Genomic DNA, 20,402 nt, shown 5'->3' on the forward strand with positions numbered 1-20,402 from the left:
GCCCGCGCCCGCCGCGGCCCCGGCCGTACCGCCGCAGACCGAGCACACGCGCCCGGCACCCGACGGCGGGACCGCGCCAGGACAGGGCGCCTCCCGGCCCAGGCACCGTAGGGTGTCCGCAGCCGACACGCCTGCCGCGCCCGTCGGCGGCAGCCTCACCGGCAAGGGGCTGCCGCAGCGGACCCCGCGCAGCACCGGTCTGACCGGAGAGCCCGCGACGCGCGAGCCGCAGCGCGGGGGACCGGTCGACGCCGAGGCGCTGCGGCGCAAACTGGGCGGTCTGCAAAGGGGATTGCAGGCCGGACGGCGGGATGTCGAGGAGGAGATCACCAGCGGATCAGGACCGGTCGCCGGGGCAGGAGCGGTGATACCGGAGCCCGGAGCCGGAGCGGGACCGGGAGCGGTGGAGGGCACCGCGGTCACGACCACGGACGTGCGAGGGGACGACCAGGGGGACCCAGGCCCAGCCGAAACCGTTGAGGAGGCGACCCGTTGAACGCGGTCGGCACGCAAACGAAGGACTTGAGTCATGAGGCGCGCAATCTCCAGTGGCTGTTGCGGAATTTCGTCGAGGAGGTGCCCGGTGTCCGCTCGGTCGCCGTGGTCTCCTCCGACGGCCTGCTGCTGATCACCTCGCACGCCGAGGCCGACGCGTCGCAGCCCCCCGCGCCGCCGGCCGACGAGGACCCGGCGGTCCCCGCGCCGCGGAAGAACCCCGCGGGTGACCGCGGCGACCTCGCCGCCGTCGTGTCGGGCCTGGCCTCCCTCACCGTCGGCGCGGCGAAGCTGATGGACGGCGGCAAGGTCCGGCAGACCACCGTCGCGATGACCGACGGCGCGGTGTTCGTGATGTCGATCAGCGACGGCTCGCTGCTGGGCGTGCACGCGGGCGCCGACTGCGACATGAGCGTCATCGCGTACCACATGGCCCTGTTCGTCGGACGGGCCGGACACGTCCTGACCCCCGCACTGCGCAGTGAACTGCGCCACGCCCTGGAGAGTGCCCGCTGATGCCGTCGCTGCCCCAACGCGGAGCCGACCGGCGCACCGCGCGCGTACGCCCGTACGCTTTGACCGGCGGTCGCACGCGGTTCGGTCATGTACTCATGGTCGAGACGTTCGTGGCCACCGTTGACGGTCCGGGCGAACAACTCGCCCTCACCAGGGGCGACTGGGCCGAGCGCGTGATGCCCGAGCTGCGGGCGATCGTCGAACTGTGCCGCAGAATGCGGTCGGTGGCCGAGATCTCCGCACTCCTGCGGATGCCGCTCGGCGTCGTCCGTGTCCTGATCAGTGACCTGGCGGACCAGGGAAGGATCCGCGTGTACGGAACCGGGCACGGGCCCGGCAGTCCCGACCGCGCGCTGCTCGAAAGGGTGCTCAGTGGACTTCGCAGGCTCTGACCAGCAGGACGGCCTGCAAGAGTGGCAGAAGGAACGCGGCAGGGCGCCGGTCTCCACGAAGATCGTGGTGGCGGGCGGCTTCGGCGTGGGCAAGACCACCTTCGTCGGCGCCGTCTCCGAGATCGCACCGCTCACCACCGAGGCGGTGATGACCCAGGCCAGCGAGGCCGTCGACGACCTCGCCGCCACGCCTGACAAGACCACCACCACGGTGGCCATGGACTTCGGCCGGATCACCCTGGACCAGGACCTGGTGCTGTACGTCTTCGGCACGCCGGGACAGCAGCGCTTCTGGTTCATGTGGGACGACCTCGTGCGCGGCGCGATAGGCGCGGTCGTGCTCGCCGACACCCGTCGACTGGCCGACTGCTTCCCGGCGTTGGACTACTTCGAGGGCACCGGTCTGCCCTACACGGTCGCCGTGAACCAGTTCGAGGGCACGCCGCAGTACACCCCGGACGACGTCCGTGAGGCACTGGCCGTACCCACCCACATCCCCGTATTGGTGATCGACGCTCGCAAGCGGTATTCAGTGGTGGAGGCGCTGCTGGCGCTGGTCGGGCACGCGCTGTCCGAACAGCCCATGTAGTGACCGTAGTTGTCGCCGTTGCCGCCGTCTTACGAAGACCATCGACCTGAAGCGAGCCGTTGTGCGCAAGATACTCATCGTCGGAGCCGGGCAGGCCGGGCTCCAACTCGCCCTGGGCCTCCAGTCCCAGGGCTATGACGTCACCGTGATGTCCAACCGGACCGCCGACGAGATACGCGGCGGCCGGGTGATGTCCACCCAGTGCATGTTCGCCACCGCGCTCCAGCACGAACGCGACCTCGGGCTGAACTTCTGGGAGGACCAGGCCCCGCGCATCGAGGGACTGGGCGTCTCCGTCTCCGCGCCCGACGCCTCACGACCGATCGACTGGGTGGGCAAGCTGCGCGGTCACGCGCAGTCCGTCGACCAGCGGGTGAAGATGGCCGGCTGGATGGAGACCTTCGCCGAGCGCGGCGGCAAGCTCGTCATCCACGGTGTGGCCGTATCGGACCTGGACTACTTCTCCCGCGCCTACGACCTGGTGCTGGTGGCCGCGGGCAAGGGCGAGATCGTCTCCATGTTCCGCCGGGACGCGGCCCGTTCGCCCTACGACGCCCCGCAGCGGGCGCTCGCGGTGTCGTATGTGCACGGCCTCGGGCCGCGCCCCGAGCACCCCGACTTCTTCGCGGTGCGCTGCAATCTGGTGCCCGGCGTCGGCGAGTTGTTCGTGATGCCGACGCTGAGCACCTCGGGACCGGCCGACATACTCTTCTGGGAGGGCGTGCCCGGCGGCCCGGTCGATGTCTTCCAGGGCATCAAGGACCCCGCGGAGCAGCTCCGCCTCACCCTGGACCTGATGCGCCGCTTCACGCCGTGGGAGTACGACCGGGCGGGCTCGGTCGAGCTGACCGACGCGGGCGGCACGCTCGCCGGGCGGTACGCGCCGACCGTACGCGAGCCGGTCGGTGAACTGCCCTCGGGCGGGCTGGTGCTGGGCGTCGCGGACGTCGTGGTGGCCAACGACCCGATCACCGGCCAGGGTTCCAACAACGCCGCCAAGTGCGCTGCCTCGTATCTGGCGAGCATCGTCGAGCGCGGCGAGCTGCCCTTCGACCGCGAGTGGATGCAGGGCGCCTTCGACCGCTACTGGAACCACGCGGCGCCGGTCACCAAGTGGACCAACGCGATGCTGGCGCCGCCGCCGGAGCACGTCCTCGGGCTGATCGGCGCGGCGGGCGGGCTCCAGCCGGTCGCCGACCGCTTCGCCAACGGCTTCGACGACCCGGCCGACTACGAGGAGTGGTTCTTCGAGCCGGAGCGGGCCGGGGCGTATCTCGCCGAGGCGCAGGCGCAGGCGCAGACGCAGGCCGCGCCGGGCGCCGGGCCCTCCGCGTAGGCGTCGGACCCGGCTCCCACGGGCAGCTAGCCGGCGCCCCCGCTCTCGGTGGCGGAGGGCGTGGGCGTCGGGCCGTCGGACGGGGTGTCCGAGGGCGTCGGCGTCGGGGTGGTCTTCGGCGGCGGCGTGCTCTCGCCCGGGGTCGGCCGGGTGACGGGACCCGAGGAGTGCGGCGGCGGGGTGGCCGGGGCGGTGCCGGTCGACCCGCCGGAGGTCCTGGGCTTGGGCGCCGGGGGCGTCACCTGCGGGCTGAACGGCGTCGGCTGCTCGGCCTGCTTGGGGATCTTCGGCAGGGTGTAGTCCCCGGCCGGGGCGCTGCCGAGGTCCGGGCGGACGGCGCCCAGTATCGGGTTGGCGGCGATCGGCGAGACCTTCACCACCGAGCCGGGGCGCGGCGCCTGGACCACCAGGCCGTTGCCGATGTAGATCGCCACATGCGTGGCGCCGGAGAAGTAGATCACCAGGTCGCCGGGGCGCAGCAGTTCGAGCGGCACGTGCGGGAGCCGCGCCCACTGCTCCTGGCTGGTGCGCGGGATGGTCACCCCGGCGTGCGACCACGCCTGCGAGGTCAGCCCCGAGCAGTCGAAGGAGTCCGGGCCCTGCGCGCCCCACACATACGGCTTGCCGAGCTGCATGAAGGCGTAGCTGATGGCCCGCTTCCCCGCGTCGGACGGCAGGCGCCTGTCGGCGTCGGAACCCAGCGCCTTGGAGTCGAGGAACTCCTGCTGCGCCTTGTTGACGCCCTTTTCCTCCAGCGACTGCAATTCGCTGATCTGCACGCCGGTGAGCCCGGCCAGTATCGACTCGACCTCCTGGAGGCGCTTTTCCACCGTGTTCTTCTGCGCCTGCTGCACGGCCAGCGCGGACTGCGCCTTGTCCAGCGCCTGCTGCGCCTGGGTGTTCAGCTCGTTCAGCCGCTGCTCGCCGCTGGTCAGCTCGGCCAGCACGTCCTGCTGGTGGTCGGCGGCCCGGTCCAGCACGTGCCGCTGCCCGAAGAAGTCCTGCGGGGTCTGGCCGGTCAGCATCGACAGGTACGGCGACACGCTGCCGTCCTTGTACATCTGGCGGGCCATCAGACCCACCTCGTCGCGCTTGTCCGCGACCGAGACCCGCTGGTCGGCCAGTTGTGCGTCGACCTGGTCGGCCTGGTCGCGCTGCCGGTCGGCGGTCTCCTTCGCCTTGTTGAACGACTCGGTCGCCGTCTCCGTCTGCGCGTAGAGGGTCTGGAGCTTGGTCAGCAGATCGGGCAGCGAGACCTCCGCCGCGGGCGGCGGATCGTAGGGCCGTGCCGCCGCCTGCTGGGCCGGCAGGGCGAGTGCCGCGGCGGCGAGCAGAGTGCCGCAGACCGCGACCGAACGCAGCCACCTCCTGGTACCTCGGGCCACTGACTACCCCTCATCTCCCGTAACCGGTCGGTAACACGCTACGCGATCCGCATCCTGCCACGAATTGTCATATGTTCGACAGAGGGAATAGGCGATTCCGCGCAACCCGGTCACTCTCACAGGTGATCTTCGCCGTGCGATCACCGTCCGGACATGAAAAGCGTACGGCCCGGTCACCGCCCTCGGCGGCCGGGCCGTACGCGTATCGGGAGCCGTCACCGGCTCGGTCCAAGGTTCAGGGTCCGAGGTTCAGGGTTCAGGGTTCAGGGTTCAGGGTTCAGCCGAAGTAGCTGGTGAAGTTCTTCTGAAACTCCCAGTTGCTGAACTTGTCCCAGTTCACCGACCAGGTCATCAGGCCGCGCAGCGCGGGCCAGGTGCCGTGGGTGGTGTAGCCGCCGCAGTTGGTCTTCTTGGTCAGGCAGTCGAGCGCCTGGTCGACGGCGGCCGGGGCGGTGTAGCCGTTGCCCGCGTTGACCGAGGCGGGCAGGCCGATCGCGACCTGCGAGGGGGCCAGGGCCGGGAACATGTTGGCGGTGTTGCCCGCCACCGGGAAGCCGGTGAGGAGCATGTCGGTCATCGCGATGTGGAAGTCCGCGCCGCCCATGGAGTGGTACTGGTTGTCCAGGCCCATGATCGAGCCGGAGTTGTAGTCCTGGACGTGCAGCAGCGTCAGGTCGCCCCGCATCGCGTAGATCACCGGCAGGTACGCGCCGCAGCGCGGGTCCTGGCCGCCCCACGGGCCCGAGCCGTAGTACTGGTAGCCCATCTGGACGAAGAACGTCTCGGGCGCCATCGTCAGCACGAAGCCGCTGCCGTACTTGGCCTTGAGCGTCTTCAGCGCCGAGATCAGGTTGACGATCACCGGGGTGGTCGGGTTCTTGAAGTCGGTGTCACCGGTGTTCAGGGACAGCGAGTGGCCCTCGAAGTCGATGTCGATGCCGTTCAGGCCCCAGGTGTCGATGATGCCGCTCACCGAGGAGACGAAGGCGTCGCGGGCGGCCGTCGTGGTGAGCTGCACCTCGCCGTTCGCGCCGCCGATGGACAGCAGCACCTTCTTGCCCTTGGCCTGCTTGGCCTTGATCGCGGCCTTGAAGTCCGCGTCGGACTCCACTCCCGGGCACTCGCTTGCCGAGCAGCGGGTGAAGTGGATGCTGCCCGAGGTCGGCGAGCTGGTCTCGCCGAACGCCAGGTCGATGATGTTCCAACTGTCCGGCACGTCCGCCAGCTTGGTGTAGCCGGAGCCGTTGGCGAACGTCTCGTGCAGATAGCCGACCAGCGCGTGGGTGGGCAGTCCGCCGGAGGGCGGGGGCGAGGTCGGGGGAGTGGTCGGCGGCGTCGTGGGAGGCGTCGTCGGCGGGGTGGTGGGGGGCGTTGTCGGCGGGGTGGTGGGCGGCGTGGTCGTGCCGCTGCCGGGGCCCTGGAGCGAGATGTCGTCGGCGAGGTACGCGGGCTGGCCGTACCAGCCGTGCACGTAGACCGCCGCGCTGGTCTGGCTCGCGCCGGTGGTGAAGGACACGCTCAGCGCCGCGTAGCCGCTGCCCGTGCCGGGCGTCCAGGTACTGGCGCCGCCGTCCACGCCGAGGTAGACGTAGGAGCCCTTGACCTGGCCGGTCAGGGTGTACGTGGTGTTCGGCGCGACGGACACGCTCTGCTTGCACTGCGCGGTGCCGCTCGCGCTCGGGGTGCCCTGGAGAGCGTAAGTGCCGCTGTGCGCCTGGCCGCTGACGACGGCGGCGGTGCCCGCGTCGCAGGTCCAGCCGGACAGGCTGCCGGTCTCGAAGCCGCCGTTGGTCAGGAACTCGCCCGCGCTGGCGGACGGGGCCAGCGCCACGAGCCCGCAGAGCGCGACGGCGCCCGCGAGGGTGGCGGAGGCGGCGATGAAGGTTCTGCGTCTGGTGCGCGGTGCGGTGGAGAGCATGGGGGGATGCTCCTTCGGTGAGGACGGCGCATGTCACCGCGCAGCAAACAGGTCCAGACCAATGCGTGTCAATGGTCCGGACCAGTACCCGGCCCTTCGGCCGGTGTTTCCGTCCCCGTTCAGGGGCCTTTGCGCCTGCGGCTACGCGAGCGAGTGCGGCGGGCGGTCGGGCGGTCGGGTGGGTTTGCGCCCGCGGTTGCCCCGGGCCGTTCGGGAGACCCCGGGCGGCCCGGCCGGTGAGCTGCCCCGGGCCTGTCCGGAGGACGCCGGGCGGGCTAGCGCCCGCGGCTGCCCCGGGCCTGTCCGGAGGACGTCAGGAGCTTTTGCGCCAGGGCCACTTGGGGCCGTCCGGGCGGTTGCCCTCCGGGTCGTACACGAAGACCCAGCGGGTACGGCGGGAGCCGCGCGGGCCGGGGCTGGGCTCGCGGTGGTAGACGTGCACCACCGGCGGACCGCCCTCGGGCGTGGGCACGGGCACGGTGTAGACCCGCGGCGGCTGCCCGGTCATCCCGGCGAGCACGCCGAGCACCCGCCCGTCCAGCGGGCCCCCGACGAATTCCGTGTCCTCGTGTCTCACCCGCTCAGGATGGCACGGCGGGCGGCGGGGGGTTCCCCGGTCGCGGTCAGGAGGGGTCGGGGAGCAGATGTGCGACCGCGTCCGCGATCGGCGCGAGCCGCCGCGCCAGCCCGCCCGCCGGGCTGCTCGGGGTCTCCAGCGCCAGCGCGCGGGCGGCGGCCTCCGCGGCCTCCGGATCGGTCGTCGCGGTCACCAGCAGCAGCCCGATGAAGTGGTCCACCAGCCACGCCCGCAGCTCCGCGACCGGCGGCTGCTTGCCCTCGTCCAGCCAGATCAGCGATATCGCCTCCACGCAGGCGATCCACGACCTGACCATCATCGCCAGCCGCGGCCCCGGCGCGGTCACCCCGAGGTGGTGCAGCACCTGCTCCGCGGCCCTGCGCCGTACCTCGTCCACGATCGCGTCCGTGCGGCTGGTCTCGGCGACGCTGCCGCCGCGCAGCAGCGCTCCGTACGCCGCGTCGTGCTCGTCCACATACGCCAGATAGCGGTCCAGCGCGTCCGCGAGCCGTTCGGTCGGCGGCCCCTGTGAGGGGACGCCGAAGCGGCCGATCAGCTCCTGCGCCGCGTCGTGCACCGCGGCCTCGTACAACTGCTGCTTGCCGCCGGGGAAGTAGCGGTAGACCAGCGGCCTGGACACCCCGGCCGCCGCCGCGACGTCGTCGACCGACACGTCCTCCGGCCGCCGGTGGCCGAACAGGTCGACGGCGGCGGCCAGCAGCTGCGTACGGCGCTGCTCGACGCTCATCCGGCGGTATGCGGGCGCCGCGCTGCTGGTCATGTCAGGCAGCGTAACCGCCCGCACACATGAACGGGTCGGGGCAGGTCTCAACCGAGCAGACCCGAGGACCGCCACAGCTTGCGGCTCGGGCCCTTGATCAGCCCGATCTCGTCCAGGAAGTCCATCAGCCGCTTCGCCGACTGCCGCATCACCTCGCGGCGGTGCGGGCTGGTGCGGGCCGCCTCGGCCGCCTGGACGGGGTCGAGACCGACCGACGCGTAGACCTCCGGGCTGATCAGCGAACGGGCGATGGTCCTGGCGGCCTGCGCGGAGGTCAGCCGGGTGAACTCCACCTCCCAGCGCGGCGCCGTCACCATCTGGCGGCGCAGCTCCTCGCGGGCGTAGCGGATGTGCCGGGCCTCCTCGACCACGTGGATACGGGTCACGCCCCGGACGAAGGGCTGCACGCGGTCGTCGGGGAAGGTCAGCCGCTGCATCCAGTCCAGGATCTCCTCGGCCAGCAGCGTGCCGGTGAAGGCGCCGGGGGTGGTGGACACCGTCTTGATCAGCCGGCCGAGGTTGTGGTCGAGCCTGCTGGGCCGGTAGGTGGGCGTGCCCATCTTCGTCACGGCCCGCGCGAACATCTTCGAGTGCCGGCACTCGTCGGCGATCTCCGTCAGCGCGTACCGCACATGGTTGCTGGTCGGGTCCAGGTCGTAGGTGTGCCGCAGCAGGAGCTGCATCAGGATCGTCTCGAACCAGACGCCGATCGAGCACAGCGACGCCGCCTCGTGGCGGCTCAGCTCGATGCGCTGCTCCTGCGACATCCGCTTCCACAGCGGGGTGTCGTACAGCGACACCAGCTCCGGCGGCCAGAACCACGTGCCTTCCTCGAAGGGCGCGTCCCAGTCCAGCTCGGTGTCCGGGTCGAACGAGTGCTTGGCGGACGCGGCCAGCAGCCGCTCCGCGGTCTTCTCGCGGTCGATCAGGCTGGTGTCCATCGTGAAGTGGCCTCCGGCGCATGAGGGTTACCTGCGGTACGACTCTTATGAGACTCTGTGTCAACAAGCCCGTCAAGACCCCGCGCACGTGGAATGGAGCCGCCGATGTCGACGGAAGCCCTGTACACGCAACCGCCCGCCGAGTGGATCTGGCAGGTCCCGGCCCAGGGCGCCGCCCGCTTCTCCTGGGAGTACGGCGACGGCCGCGAACGCCTGCTCGCCCTGTACCAGAAGGGCAAGGACAAGCAGTGGGACGCGGCCAAGCGCATCGCCTGGGACCTGGAGGTCGACCCGTACGACCCGCTCGGCACCCCCGACGAGGCCATGTCGATCTACGGCAGCCGCTACTGGGACGCCATGAACGCCCGCGACCGCGGGCTGCTGCGGCAGCACTACACCTCCTGGCAGTTCAGCCAGTTCCTCCACGGCGAGCAGGGCGCGATGATCTGCGCCGCCCGGATCGTGGAGTCCGTCCCCGACCTCGACGCGAAGTTCTACTCCGCCACCCAGACCATGGACGAGGCCCGGCACGCCGAGATCTACGGCCGCTTCCTCCAGGACAAGGTCGGGATGGTCTACCCGATCAACGACAACCTCCAGGCGCTGCTCGGCGACACCCTGCGCGACGCGCGCTGGGACATGCCCTACCTCGGCATGCAGGTGCTCATCGAGGGTCTCGCGCTCGCCGCCTTCGGCATGATCCGCGACACCACCACCAAGCCGCTGCCCAAGCAGATCCTGGCCTACGTCATGCAGGACGAGGCCCGGCACGTCGCCTTCGGGCGGATGGCGCTGCGCGACTACTACAAGCAGCTCACCGACGCCGAACTGCGCGAGCGCGAGGACTTCGTCATCGAGGGCTGCTACCTGATGCGCGACCGGCTGCGCGGCCTCGAAGTCCTGGAGAACTTCGGAATCCCCACCGCCGAGGCCGCCGAGATGACCGAACGCTCCGAATTCCTGCACCTGTTCCGCAAGCTGCTCTTCAGCCGCATCGTGCCCTGCGTGAAGGACATCGGCCTGTGGGGACCCCGGCTCCAGAAGGCGTACCTCGACATGGGCGTCTTCGACCTCGGCGACTCCAACCTCGACCAGCTCATGGACGAGGACGAGGAGATCGCGGAGAAACTCGACGCGGAACGCTTCGCCGCCGAGGAGCAGGCCCGCGTGGCCGAGGTCACCGACGCCATCGAGCAGGGGGCGGCCCCGCACTGACCCACGGCGAGCGGATCGTACGCTTGTCCGATGAACGAGGGAGCCGGACCGGAATCGCGGCGCGGGATACGCCGCGCTAGGGCACGCCGCCGACGCAGAAACACCGTCGTCGGCGGTACGGCGCTGCTGCTCGTCGCCGCCGGTTCGCTGTACGTGGCCTACGGCCGCGGCGGCTCCACCGAGGCCGGACCCGTACCGGACGCGGGCACCGCCGCGCCCGGCGGCGCCGCGCCCTCCTCGACACCGACCGTGGACGCCGCCGCGCGCCCGGCCGAGCCCGCCGGCACCGTGACCCTCGCCTTCGCCGGGGACGTGCACTTCACCGGGCGGACGGCCAACCGGCTCGGCATCGACCCGGCGCTCGGGCCGATGTCGACGGCGCTGGCCGCCGCCGACTTCTCGATGGTCAACCTGGAGTCCGCGATCACCACGCGCGGCACCCCGCAGTCGAAGAAGTACCACTTCAGGACCGGCCCCGACGCGCTCGACGCGCTCCGGCGGTCCGGCGTCGACGCCGTCACCATGGCCAACAACCACGCCGTGGACTACGGCGCCCAGGGCCTGGCCGACAGCCTCGCGGCCCAGCGCGCCGCGCCGGTCCCCGTGGTCGGCATCGGCGCCGACGCGGCGCAGGCGTACCGCCCGTACACCGCGACCGTCAACGGCGTACGCCTCGCGGTCGTCGCCGCCAGCCAGGTCTACGACATCACCAACGAGAACTTCCGGGCCACCGCCACCGCGCCCGGCATCGCCTCCGCGCTCGACCGCCCCCGGCTGCTGAAGGCGGTCAGGGACGCCAAGGCGCACGCCGACGTCGTGGTGGTCTACCTGCACTGGGGCACCGAGGGCCAGAGCTGCCCGGGGCCCGAGCAGAAGTCGATCGCGGCCGATCTGTCGGCGGCCGGGGCCACCGCGGTGGTCGGCACCCACGCCCATGTGATGCTCGGCTCCGGCATGCTCGGCCCGACGTATGTGGCCTACGGCTTCGGCAACTTCCTCTGGTACGGCTCCTCGCCGTACCCGCACTCCGACGAGACCGGCGTCACCACACTGACCGTCCGCCGCGGCGAGGTCACCCGCGCCGTCTTCGCGCCCGCCCTCGTCGACGGCGCGGGCGTACCGCGGCCGCGGACCGGCGCGGCGGGGGAGCGGATCACCGACCGGTACGAGCAGTTGCGCCGGTGCACCGGGCTGACGTCGCCACCAGGGAGTTAGCGAGAAGTCCGGGTTCTGTAACGGCAGTGTCGCCGACCTGCCCATGGCGGAACCGACCCGGAGGCACCAGCATCTATTCGGTCGCGGAGCCGGGGGGACGACCGGCCGTGCGGACACCGCGTGGAACACGGCGCGGACCGGGTCGACGGAATCAACGAGGCGGGCGGGTAGAGACGATGACCGGAGGGCGATTCTCGGTGGGGCGACTGAGGACGATGCCGCAGGCGGCGGCCGTCGCCATGGCGGTCCTGGTGGTGGTGATCGCGTCGGTGGCCACCGCGGTCCTGGCGCACGGCCACGGCAAGGCGTCGGCGAACAACGGCTCCGGCGTCATCGGCGGCGCGAGCGGCGGTACCGGCGGCAACGGGAGCGGCGGCGGCAAGGGGAGCGACGGCGGCGGTACGGGCGCGGGTTCGACCGGACCGTCCGGCACGCCCACCAGCCACATACCCACCGTGGCCGCGGTGCCCGACACGATCGTGCACGCGCCGGAGGCCGCGGGCAAGGCCGTCAACATCACCATCGACGACGGTCCCGACCCGGTCTGGACGCCCAAGGTGCTCCACGTTCTCAAGCAGTACGGCGTCCACGCCACCTTCTGCATGATCGGCCCGCAGGCCAAGGCCCACCCCGACCTCGTACGCGCCGTCGTCGCCGCGGGACACCGGCTGTGCGACCACACCGTGAGCCACGACGAGTCGATGGACCACAAGCCCTTCGCGTACCAGGAGAAGGAGATCATGGACGCCTACGCCATGATCGAGGAAGCCTCGGGCGGCGCGCCCGTGCAGTACTACCGCGCCCCCGGCGGCGCCTTCACCCCGGCCAGCCGCGCGCTCGCCGCCCAGCACGGCATGCGCCCGCTCGGCTGGAACGTCGACACCAAGGACTACACCAAGCCCGGCGTCGGCACGATCGTGCAGACCATCAAGTACGAGCTGAGCAACGGCCCGACGATCCTCTTCCACGACGGCGGCGGCGACCGCGAGCAGACCGTGGACGCGCTGGAGCAGATCCTGCCGTGGCTCAAGGAGCAGGGCTACGCCTTCAGCTTCCCCAAGGTGAACTGACCGCCCGTCGCACGGCACGCGGACCTGGCGGCCCGTCAGCGCGCGCTCAGCACCGCCCGCATGACCGCCCGCGCGACGGGCGCCGCGTTCCCGCCGCCGGAGATGTCCGCCCGCGCCGCCTCCGCGTCCTCGACGACCACCGCCACCGCCACCGACGCCTGCGTACCGCCCGGCGGCTTCGCGTAGGAGATGAACCAGGCGTACGGCGTCCCGGTGTTGTCCACGCCGTGCTGGGCGGTGCCGGTCTTGCCGCCGACGACGACACCGGGGATCGCCGCGTTGGTGCCGGTGCCGTCGGTGACCACCGCCTCCATCAGCTGCTGGAGCTGCCGCGCGGTGCCCTCGCTCATCGCCCGGTGCAGCGTCCGCGGCCCGTCGGCGGACACCGTCGCCCCGCTTCGGTTGGTCACCGAGTCCACCAGATACGGCGCCATCAGCGTCCCGCCGTTGCCGACCGCCGCCGCCACCATCGCCATCTGCAACGGGGTCGCGGTCGTGTCGAACTGCCCGATCGAGGACAGCGCCACCTGGTCGGGGCTCATCCGCGTGTCGAAGTTGCTCTTCGCGACGGACGGCGGAATCCGCAGCCGCGTGTCGTTGAAGCCGAACGCCTGTGCCTGCGCCCGCATCCCGGCCAGCCCCACGTCGGCGCCGAGCTTGGCGAAGACCGTGTTGCACGAGACCCGGAAGGCGTCGTACATGCTGGCGTTGGCGCAGCCGCCGCCCTCGTTGGTGAGCGTGGCCGTCGAACCCGGCAGCCGGTACGGGTCCGGCGAGCGCGTCGGCGCCAGCAGATCGGTGACCTTGCCGCTCTGGAGCGCGGCGGCGGCCGTGACGACCTTGAACGTCGAACCCGGCGGATACGTCTGCCGGATCGCCCGGTCCAGCATCGGCTGACTGGTGTCCGCGTTCAGCCGCCTCCAGGCGTCGTTCACCGCCGCGCCGGTGCCCGACAGCGCCGCCGGGTCGTACGACGGCGACGACACCAGCGCCAGAATCCGCCCGGTCGCCGGATCCACCGCGGCCACCGCGCCCCTGCGGCCCGCGAGGCGGGTGTACGCCGCCCGCTGCGCCGCCGCGTCGATCGTGGTGTGCACATCGCCGCCGCGCTGCCGGGCCCGGGTGATCTCGTTCCACAGCGGCACCGACGCCAGTTGCGAGGCCGTGCCCGACAGCACGCCGTCCTCGGTGCCCTCCAGCAGCGTCGTGCCGTACGTCTGCGAGGCGAAGCCGGTCACCGGCGCGTACAGCGGCCCGTCGGCGTACGTCCGCTGGTACCTCAACTGGCCGCCCGCGTCCCGTGATCCGGTCACCGGGGAGCCGCCGACGAGGATGTCGCCGCGCGGCTGGTGGTAACGGGTGATCGCGATCCGCCGGTTGGCCGGGTTGTCGTCGTACGCGGACGCCTTGACGACCTGCACCCGCGCCGCGTTGACCAGCAGCGCGACCAGCAGCAGGAAGCAGAAGGCGGCGGCGTGCCGCACACAGCGGATCACCGGGCCCGCTCCAGCGGCGCGAGCTGGTCCGGCGGCCCCTCGGGCAGGTCGGGCGGCGGGCGGCGGGCGCTGTCGCTGAGCCGGATCAGCAGCGCCACGATGATCCAGTTGGTCACGACGGACGAGCCGCCCTGCGCGAGGAACGGCATCGCCATGCCCGTCATCGGGATCAGGTCCATCACCCCGCCGGTGATCACGAAGACCTGGAGCGCCAGGATCGCGGCCAGGCCGACCGCGAGCAGCCGCCCGAAGGGGTCGCGCAGCGCGAGCCCGGCCCGGAAGCCGCGCGCCACCAGCAGCGCGTACAGCAGGAGCAGCGCGGTCAGCCCGAACAGGCCCAGTTCCTCGCCCGCGGTGGCCAGGATGAAGTCCGACTTCGCGGCGAAGCCGATCAGCGCGGAGTGGCCCTGGCCGAGCCCGGCGCCGAGCACCCCGCCGCTCGCGAAGGCGAACAGCGACTGCGAGATCTGGTTGGGGCCGATGCCCGCGTCGATGGTCGCGAAGGGGTGCAGCCAGTCCTGCACCCTGCTGTGCACATGCGGCTCCAGCGCGCCGACCGCGCACGCGCCCACCCCGGCGAGCAGCAGGCCCACGGCGATCCAGCCGGTCCGCCCGGTCGCCACGTACAGCATGATCACGAACAGGCCGAAGAACAGCAGCGAGGTGCCCAGGTCGCGCTCGACCACCAGGACGCCGACGCTGAGCAGCCAGATCGCGACCACCGGGCCCAGCACGCGGCCGGTGGGCAGTTGCAGCCGCCACACCCGGCGGCCCGCGTACGCCAGCGCCGCGCGGTTGGCCGACAGGTAGGCGGCGAAGAAGACCGCGAGCAGCACCTTGGCGAACTCGCCCGGCTGGAAGGAGAATCCGGCCACCCTGATCCAGATCTTCGCGCCGTTGATCGCGGGGAAGAAGATCGGCAGCACCATGAGCAGCAGCGCGGCGGTCACGCTGATGTACGCGTAGCGGGCCGGTGTCCTGTGGTCGCGCAGCGCCAGCACCACCGCGATGAACAGCGCCACCCCGAGCGTGGACCAGATCAGCTGGGCGGGCGCCGCCCGGCCGCCGAGCACCGGCTCCAGGTCGAGCCGGTAGATCAGCACCAGGCCGAAGCCGTTGAGCAGCACGGCGATCGGCAGCAGCAGCGGATCGGCGTAGGGGGCGCGGGCCCGGACCGCGAGGTGGGCCAGGAGCGCGAGCACGCCGAGGCCCGCCCCGTAGGCCGCGGCGTCGGGCGGCACCGCGCCGTTCCTGGCCAGGCCGACCTCCGCGTAGCCGTACACCGAGATCAGTACCGCGGCGACGATCAGCGACAGCTCCACACCGCGGCGGCGGGGCATCCGCGGGGCGGCCGGGGGAGCGTCCGCCGCCGCGGCGCTGGTTGCGCTCATGGGCTGCAACCTAGCAAGGGGTGAGGTGTATGTCCCTTAAGTCGGCTTCCCGGTGGGCCGCCGACGCCTCACCGGGCACTGTCGGAGGTGCCGCGTACGCTGGCCGAGTGACACCCCCGGACGAACTCGCCGACCTTCCGTACGCCGATCTGCTGCGTCCCCACACCGGCCCGCTGGCCGTCGAAGGGGACTACGACACCGTCCACTTCGACCGCCTCGCCTTCGAGGACGAGGCGGCGAACGGCTCCCGCTTCCTGGAGTGCGCGGTCACCGACTGCACCTTCACGGACACCACCCTGCGCCGGTCCAGGATCAACGACCTGTGGGCCACCGGCAGCCGCTTCACGGGCGTCTCGCTCGCCGAGACCGACTGGCTGGACTCCTCCCTCACCGGCTGCTCGCTGGCCGGTGTGGAGGCGTTCGGAGCCGTGCTGCGCCGGGTCACCTTCCGGCGCTGCAAGCTGGACTCGGTGAATCTGCGCGCCACCGCCCTGCACGACGTGGTCTTCGAGGACTGCGTCCTGCGCGACGTCGACTTCGGCGAGGCCAAGCTGAACGGGGTGACCTTCCCCGGCAGCGGCATCGAGCGCGCCCGGCTCGGCCGCGCCACGCTGAAGAAGGCCGACCTGCGCGGCGCGGTCGCCATCGACCTCGCCGACGGGTACGAGTCGCTGCGCGGCGCCGTCATCAGCTCCTCGCAGCTTCTCGACCTCGCCCCCGCGCTCGCCCAGACCCTGGGCATCACGGTCAAGGACCGCTGAAAGATACCGACAGGAGAATATTACTCATGAGTAACCCCGTAAGCCTCTACGACATCCCCCTGAACACCATCGACGGCGACCCCACCACCCTCGGCGCCCACGCGGGCAAGGCCGTCCTGGTGGTCAACGTCGCCTCCAAGTGCGGCCTGACCCCGCAGTACGAGGGCCTGGAGAGGTTGCAGAAGCGCTACGCCGACCGCGGCTTCACCGTCCTCGGCGTACCGTGCAACCAGTTCGGCGGACAGGAGCCCGGCTCCGCCGAGGAGATCCAGACCTTCTGCTCCACGACCTACGGCGTCAGCTTCCCGCTGCTGGCGAAGGCCGATGTCAATGGCGCGAACCGGCATCCGCTCTACGCCAGGCTGACCGATGTGGCCGACGCGGCCGGAGAAGCCGGTGACATCACCTGGAACTTCGAGAAGTTCCTGGTCAGCGCCTCGGGGGAAATCGTCGGGCGTTTTCGGCCGCGTACCGAGCCCGAGGCGGCGGAGGTGGTTGGGGCGATTGAGGCGCAGCTTCCGTCGTGACCTTGCCACGTGCTTAGATGCGCGATCGCGCCATGGCAGAATCCGGCCGGTCCGTGGACATTGTCCGGATCACCCTGTTCCTGGTTCGCTCTTCTTACCGCCCCAAGCGAGGAAGGGACAGGGCAGTGCAGGAGATTGATTTCCGTAGCGGACACCTTTGTGTCGAGACGGACCCTGCCCTGTGCGTTCCTTGCCAGGAGCGGTTGGATCGGCAACTCGCCTTGCTTCCCCGGGTATACGGCGAGTTGGAGGTGGCACTCGTACCGGCGCCGAACTCCGGCGACCGACTGACCGGCACTGCCCGGCCCGGCATCCCCCTGAACGGGCCGGCTGTCGAGGCGCGCGCCGCCATACGAGGCACACTCGCCTCCTGGGCCGATCTGATTGTCGAGGGCCGCACCGTCCGTCTCCCCCTACGGACGGTGCCGGCCCTCGCGGCCTTCCTGCGCCGCCACCTCGGCTGGCTCGCCGTACATCCGGCAGCCGAGGACGCGGCCACGGACATCGATGAACTGGTACGGCGGTCCCTGCGGATCGCCCGACCCTGTCAGGAAGTGACATCGGCTCCCTGAGCCCCCAGGATTCCCCCCACAATGCAGGAAACGCTGTACGGCCCGTGAATATCGCTCACGGGCCGTACAGCGCTGTGCGGATCTTGGCGGGTCCTGGCTGGCAGGTCTTGGCGGGTCTTGCCGCGCCGGGGTCCGGCGGGGAAACCAGAACGTGCTGGCGCGAAGAGCTCGGGGAAATTACACCGACAGTGATGACACGGTCACATCGGTCGTGGCGGTATTCGGGAACCAGTTCCCGGCGGGCACGGCGTTCGGGAACCAGTTGTCGGGGGAGACGGCCACGGCGCTGGGGAACCAGTTCACGGGTACGGCACCCGGGAACCAGTTGTCGGGGGATTCAGCGCTCGCGGTGGGGAACCAGTTCGCGGGTACGGCGTTCGGGAACCAGTTGTCCGGGCCGTCGACCGCGCTGGCGCCGGGGAACCAGTTGGCGGGCTGAGCACCGGGGAACCAGTTGTCCGGGGCCACCGACGTGTCCGCGGGTGCGCTGGGCGCCGGAGCGGAATCCGAACCGGCGTCGGCGAAGGCGACGGTTGTTCCGATAGCCGACGACAGAGCGAGCACCAGGGCGGCGACGGCGGAAATCTTGGTCGTGTGCCGGATGCGCGACATCGTGATCCTTCGTTGGGAGGGCAGGCGCTCAAGGGGGTGATAGGTACGCGTAGCCCTGCCGATGATGTCAAAATCGGACAGGACCAGGCCAGATTCCGGTTGTGCGTAAGTGCGCAATGGCGCGAATGCGCAGGTCAAATTAGCCCATGGGCCGCAGCGAGGACTCCCGCCTGGAACCGGCTGTCCGCCTGGAGATATCGCATGATCTCTGATACCAGGCGACTCACAGTGCGCAGGGACACCCCTAGTTTGCGCGCGATCCGCTCATCTGTCAGCCCGTTGGCCAGAAGTCGCATCGTCGTGCGGTGCTGTTCGGTCAGCTCGCCGCCCGAGTCGAAGCTCCCCGCCGACTTCGCGGAGTACGGCACCGCGCGCAGCCAGCAGTCCTCGTAGAGCGCCACGTAGGACCGGACGAGGGCCGCGCCGCGGACGATGACCGCGGGGCCCGAGGGGTTGTCGGGATTGGCCGAGACAAGCGCGCTGTGCGAATCCGCTATCAGGAGGTCGAAGGGGACCTGGGTCGCCAGCCTGACCTCGACTCCGACCGCCGAGAGTTCCGTCAGGTATTTACGTTGACGTGGCGCGGAATTAATGCTCTGCCCGTATACGGCGCGCACTTTCACGCCCCGCTCGATAAGCGCGCTGTCCGCGGCGATGGAATGCACGAGAACTTCGGCGGGCGGCAGCGGTCCCGGATGCATCGAACCGGTGGATTCCGTGATACGCGCATTGAAATCGCCGATGGACTGCCGTTTACGGTTTTCCCCGATGAGGAGTTCCACCTCGATCTCCGCCGCGTCGCGCAACACCGCGGGGCGGTAGCGCTCCATCAGCGACTCGGCCGCCCGCACGATCGAGGACAACTCGTCGCGCTGGGCCTGGAGCGCCTCGCGCTGCCGGGCCAGCAGGCCGATCAGGGCGGTGTCGGGCTCCACCGAATCGACCTCCTCCGGCACCCGACCGGCGCGTATGAGCCCCAGCTCCCGCAGCTCCGACCAACCGGCCCTGGCCTCGGCGTCGGTCAGCCCGATGCCCGCGGCCGCCTTCTCCGGGGCTATGGATCCGTTGGTGCGCAGCGTCTGGTACAGGGCGAGACCGATGTCCTCGGCATCCGCCCCGCCACTGCGAACAACTCCCGCCACGGCTAGCCCCCTCTCGTCACCGCGGACCGGTCCCGTGGGTCGGCCCGCGGCGTGCCGACAGCACCCGAAGCGACTCTAGTGCCCCTCCCGGCAAGCTCTGCCCGGTCGCGCCGCCCCGCACGCGCTCCGGGCGACGCTCCTTCCGGGCAGACATTGCCGGTCGCGGCGCTGGCGACGGATCTGTCCTAAGCCGGCGGACGAGTGTTCGCCGACGGTTCCATGAATGCTTCCAGGAGTGAGGGGTATTACCGGCGCGGCCCGGCGACCGGAAGCCCGCAAGTGCGACTTTTCCGGTTGCACATCGCCTATTCGTCGCCCGCGTCGAATGGATGCGGAGGCGCAGGGCGCCAACGTGGGAAACATCCTCTTGGGCACACGTCGGCATGTCAATACCTGTTTTTGACACTGGCCACCGCATCGTCGCACCTCCACGCATACATGGTCGGGCACCATCGGTCGCCACGCCAGTGACCCTCACCCCGGCGGGTGAGCGCGGGCCGCCGTGCGACGCGCGGGGAGCGCGACGGAAGAGGGGGGTGGGCGGTACGGGGGCCGGGGCGCCGGCCGCACTGGTCTGCACGCCGCCGCCGACTGAGACGGCGCTGCGCCTCACCTGACCCAGGAGGGCCATCCGTGGGCTGCTGTCACACATTGGCCTAGACCTATTGCTGCGGCCTGTAGTCAACGGCTAACGTTCGATCACGGCGCGCGGCCCGAACAGCTCTGATCTGGACGTCTGATCCGCACACGCAAGCCCCCTTCCCTCCCCCCGCAGGCGCTTCCGCCTGCCCGGAAAGGATCTGTGCACATGACCAAGCGACTCATGGCCCGCACCGGAACGCTGGTGGCCACCGCCCTGCTCGGCCTCGGCGTCTTCGCCGGCGCGGCCCAGGCTTCCCCGCCGCCCGGCAGCGGCTTCATGTTCATGGGCTACTTCCCGACCTACGCGTCGTGCGTCGCCCAGGCGCAGGCCAACGCGCCCGTCCACGGCCCGGTCTACATCTGTGAGCTGGGCACCAACAACCTCTACCTGCTCTGGATGCACTGACCCGGCGTCAGGCATCGGGCGAGGCGGGCCGGTCGTTCACGGGGGCGGCCGACTCGGCTCGTACGAAGGGGTGTTCCGCCGAACGGGCGGGGCGCCCCTTGGCGTTTTCCCCCCAGCCCGTCCGTCTGTCCGTACGTCCGTCCGTACGTGCCGCACAGTCGTGTCCGCGTCACGCGGTGCCGCTCGCCGTCAGACCTCGTGGCGGTCGGCGGCCGGGTGGTCGAGGGCGACCCTGGCGAGGTCGACGCGGGAGCGGACGCTGAGCTTGCGGTAGGCGCGGGTGAGGGCGGCCTCGACGGTCTTGACGCTGATCACCAGGGTCGCGGCGATCTCCCGGTTGCTCGCGCCGCGCGCCGCCAGCGCGGCGACCCGGCGCTCGGCGTCGCTGAGCGCGGTGAGCGGCGCGGCCCGGTCGTGCGCGCG

At 71.0% G+C, this 20,402-nt stretch carries 21 protein-coding genes and 1 pseudogene; 12 read left to right on the top strand and 10 right to left on the bottom strand.

Annotated features, from left to right (window positions below):
* From BGM09_RS13335 to BGM09_RS13355, 5 genes and pseudogenes are all read left to right on the top strand, one after another.
* Positions 1–496, top strand: a pseudogene (locus tag BGM09_RS13335) (hypothetical protein); the annotation flags it as partial.
* Between the two features lie 26 nt (positions 497–522).
* Complete coding sequence (locus BGM09_RS13340) at positions 523–1,011, top strand: roadblock/LC7 domain-containing protein (RefSeq protein WP_223186790.1); 489 nt, start codon at positions 523–525, stop codon at positions 1,009–1,011.
* A complete protein-coding gene (locus BGM09_RS13345; RefSeq protein ID WP_188281760.1) occupies positions 1,011–1,403 on the top strand; it encodes a DUF742 domain-containing protein in 393 nt (130 codons plus the stop codon). The genes BGM09_RS13340 and BGM09_RS13345 overlap by 1 nt, the downstream gene beginning before the upstream one ends.
* A complete protein-coding gene (locus BGM09_RS13350; protein WP_188281761.1) occupies positions 1,384–1,992 on the top strand; it encodes a GTP-binding protein in 609 nt (202 codons plus the stop codon). Before BGM09_RS13345 ends, BGM09_RS13350 begins: the two co-directional genes overlap by 20 nt.
* Before the next feature lie 61 nt (positions 1,993–2,053).
* Positions 2,054–3,328, top strand: a complete 1,275-nt coding sequence (locus BGM09_RS13355; protein WP_188281762.1) for a styrene monooxygenase/indole monooxygenase family protein — start codon at positions 2,054–2,056, stop codon at positions 3,326–3,328.
* Between the two features lie 26 nt (positions 3,329–3,354).
* Here the strand turns inward: BGM09_RS13355 and BGM09_RS38835 are convergent, their stop codons facing one another.
* From BGM09_RS38835 to BGM09_RS13380, 5 genes are all read right to left on the bottom strand, one after another.
* Positions 3,355–4,713 (bottom strand): NlpC/P60 family protein, encoded by a 1,359-nt coding sequence (locus tag BGM09_RS38835; protein WP_317452688.1) that lies wholly within the window; start codon positions 4,711–4,713, stop codon positions 3,355–3,357.
* A 277-nt stretch (positions 4,714–4,990) separates the two neighbouring features.
* Complete coding sequence (locus BGM09_RS13365; protein ID WP_188281763.1) at positions 4,991–6,631, bottom strand: chitinase; 1,641 nt, start codon at positions 6,629–6,631, stop codon at positions 4,991–4,993.
* A gap of 313 nt (positions 6,632–6,944) precedes the next feature.
* Positions 6,945–7,208, bottom strand: coding sequence for a hypothetical protein (locus BGM09_RS13370; protein ID WP_188281764.1), 264 nt, complete (start codon positions 7,206–7,208; stop codon positions 6,945–6,947).
* Between the two features lie 46 nt (positions 7,209–7,254).
* Positions 7,255–7,989, bottom strand: a complete 735-nt coding sequence (locus BGM09_RS13375; protein ID WP_188281765.1) for a TetR/AcrR family transcriptional regulator — start codon at positions 7,987–7,989, stop codon at positions 7,255–7,257.
* A gap of 47 nt (positions 7,990–8,036) precedes the next feature.
* Entirely contained in the window at positions 8,037–8,930 is an 894-nt protein-coding gene (locus tag BGM09_RS13380; RefSeq protein ID WP_188281766.1) for an AurF N-oxygenase family protein, read from the bottom strand.
* A 105-nt stretch (positions 8,931–9,035) separates the two neighbouring features.
* Here BGM09_RS13380 and BGM09_RS13385 point away from each other — a divergent pair, with 105 nt between their 5' ends.
* The 3 genes from BGM09_RS13385 (at position 9,036) to BGM09_RS13395 (ending at position 12,430) form a co-directional block, all read left to right on the top strand.
* Entirely contained in the window at positions 9,036–10,145 is a 1,110-nt protein-coding gene (locus tag BGM09_RS13385; RefSeq protein ID WP_188281767.1) for a ferritin-like domain-containing protein, read from the top strand.
* Between the two features lie 30 nt (positions 10,146–10,175).
* Complete coding sequence (locus BGM09_RS13390) at positions 10,176–11,360, top strand: CapA family protein (RefSeq protein ID WP_188281768.1); 1,185 nt, start codon at positions 10,176–10,178, stop codon at positions 11,358–11,360.
* A 239-nt stretch (positions 11,361–11,599) separates the two neighbouring features.
* Positions 11,600–12,430, top strand: coding sequence for a polysaccharide deacetylase family protein (locus BGM09_RS13395; RefSeq protein WP_188281778.1), 831 nt, complete (start codon positions 11,600–11,602; stop codon positions 12,428–12,430).
* A 35-nt stretch (positions 12,431–12,465) separates the two neighbouring features.
* Here the strand turns inward: BGM09_RS13395 and BGM09_RS13400 are convergent, their stop codons facing one another.
* Together BGM09_RS13400 and BGM09_RS13405 are read right to left on the bottom strand one after the other, a co-directional pair.
* Positions 12,466–13,926, bottom strand: a complete 1,461-nt coding sequence (locus tag BGM09_RS13400; RefSeq protein WP_188281769.1) for a peptidoglycan D,D-transpeptidase FtsI family protein — start codon at positions 13,924–13,926, stop codon at positions 12,466–12,468.
* Positions 13,923–15,317 carry an FtsW/RodA/SpoVE family cell cycle protein gene (locus BGM09_RS13405; RefSeq protein ID WP_188281770.1) on the bottom strand — a complete coding sequence of 465 codons (1,395 nt, stop codon included), beginning with the start codon at positions 15,315–15,317 and terminating at the stop codon, positions 13,923–13,925. Before BGM09_RS13405 ends, BGM09_RS13400 begins: the two co-directional genes overlap by 4 nt.
* A gap of 107 nt (positions 15,318–15,424) precedes the next feature.
* Here BGM09_RS13405 and BGM09_RS13410 point away from each other — a divergent pair, with 107 nt between their 5' ends.
* The 3 genes from BGM09_RS13410 (at position 15,425) to BGM09_RS13420 (ending at position 17,177) form a co-directional block, all read left to right on the top strand.
* The gene (locus BGM09_RS13410) at positions 15,425–16,078 is read left to right on the top strand and encodes a pentapeptide repeat-containing protein (RefSeq protein ID WP_317452690.1); all 654 of its coding nucleotides are present in this window, start codon (positions 15,425–15,427) and stop codon (positions 16,076–16,078) included.
* A 26-nt stretch (positions 16,079–16,104) separates the two neighbouring features.
* A complete protein-coding gene (locus BGM09_RS13415) occupies positions 16,105–16,605 on the top strand; it encodes a glutathione peroxidase (protein ID WP_188281772.1) in 501 nt (166 codons plus the stop codon).
* Between the two features lie 125 nt (positions 16,606–16,730).
* Positions 16,731–17,177 (top strand): hypothetical protein, encoded by a 447-nt coding sequence (locus BGM09_RS13420; RefSeq protein ID WP_188281773.1) that lies wholly within the window; start codon positions 16,731–16,733, stop codon positions 17,175–17,177.
* Between the two features lie 177 nt (positions 17,178–17,354).
* Here the strand turns inward: BGM09_RS13420 and BGM09_RS13425 are convergent, their stop codons facing one another.
* Positions 17,355–17,789, bottom strand: coding sequence for a hypothetical protein (locus tag BGM09_RS13425; protein ID WP_188281774.1), 435 nt, complete (start codon positions 17,787–17,789; stop codon positions 17,355–17,357).
* Between the two features lie 134 nt (positions 17,790–17,923).
* Positions 17,924–18,931, bottom strand: a complete 1,008-nt coding sequence (locus tag BGM09_RS38840; RefSeq protein WP_188281775.1) for a helix-turn-helix transcriptional regulator — start codon at positions 18,929–18,931, stop codon at positions 17,924–17,926.
* Positions 18,932–19,739: 808 nt separating this feature from the next.
* Between BGM09_RS38840 and BGM09_RS13435 the strand changes: the two genes are divergently transcribed.
* On the top strand, positions 19,740–19,979 hold the full coding sequence (locus BGM09_RS13435; RefSeq protein WP_188281776.1) for a hypothetical protein: 240 nt from the start codon (positions 19,740–19,742) through the stop codon (positions 19,977–19,979).
* 189 nt (positions 19,980–20,168) lie between these two features.
* Here the strand turns inward: BGM09_RS13435 and BGM09_RS13440 are convergent.
* On the bottom strand, positions 20,169–20,402 hold a 234-nt coding region (locus BGM09_RS13440), incomplete at its 5' end, for a helix-turn-helix domain-containing protein (RefSeq protein ID WP_188281777.1).

The organism is Streptomyces sp. CBMA29, from assembly GCF_014596445.1.
Classification (GTDB): Bacteria; Actinomycetota; Actinomycetes; order Streptomycetales; family Streptomycetaceae; genus Actinacidiphila.

Excerpts from the sequence above, each read along its gene's own strand:
- BGM09_RS13345 (WP_188281760.1), top strand. The coding sequence starts at position 1,011 with ATGCCGTCGCTGCCCCAACGCGGAGCCGACCGGCGCACCGCGCGCGTA.
- BGM09_RS13365 (WP_188281763.1), bottom strand. The coding sequence starts at position 6,631 with ATGCTCTCCACCGCACCGCGCACCAGACGCAGAACCTTCATCGCCGCC.
- BGM09_RS13375 (WP_188281765.1), bottom strand. The coding sequence starts at position 7,989 with ATGACCAGCAGCGCGGCGCCCGCATACCGCCGGATGAGCGTCGAGCAG.
- BGM09_RS13380 (WP_188281766.1), bottom strand. The coding sequence starts at position 8,930 with ATGGACACCAGCCTGATCGACCGCGAGAAGACCGCGGAGCGGCTGCTG.
- BGM09_RS13385 (WP_188281767.1), top strand. The coding sequence starts at position 9,036 with ATGTCGACGGAAGCCCTGTACACGCAACCGCCCGCCGAGTGGATCTGG.
- BGM09_RS13390 (WP_188281768.1), top strand. The coding sequence starts at position 10,176 with ATGAACGAGGGAGCCGGACCGGAATCGCGGCGCGGGATACGCCGCGCT.
- BGM09_RS13395 (WP_188281778.1), top strand. The coding sequence starts at position 11,600 with ATGGCGGTCCTGGTGGTGGTGATCGCGTCGGTGGCCACCGCGGTCCTG.
- BGM09_RS13405 (WP_188281770.1), bottom strand. The coding sequence starts at position 15,317 with ATGAGCGCAACCAGCGCCGCGGCGGCGGACGCTCCCCCGGCCGCCCCG.
- BGM09_RS13415 (WP_188281772.1), top strand. The coding sequence starts at position 16,105 with ATGAGTAACCCCGTAAGCCTCTACGACATCCCCCTGAACACCATCGAC.
- BGM09_RS13425 (WP_188281774.1), bottom strand. The coding sequence starts at position 17,789 with ATGTCGCGCATCCGGCACACGACCAAGATTTCCGCCGTCGCCGCCCTG.
- BGM09_RS13435 (WP_188281776.1), top strand. The coding sequence starts at position 19,740 with ATGACCAAGCGACTCATGGCCCGCACCGGAACGCTGGTGGCCACCGCC.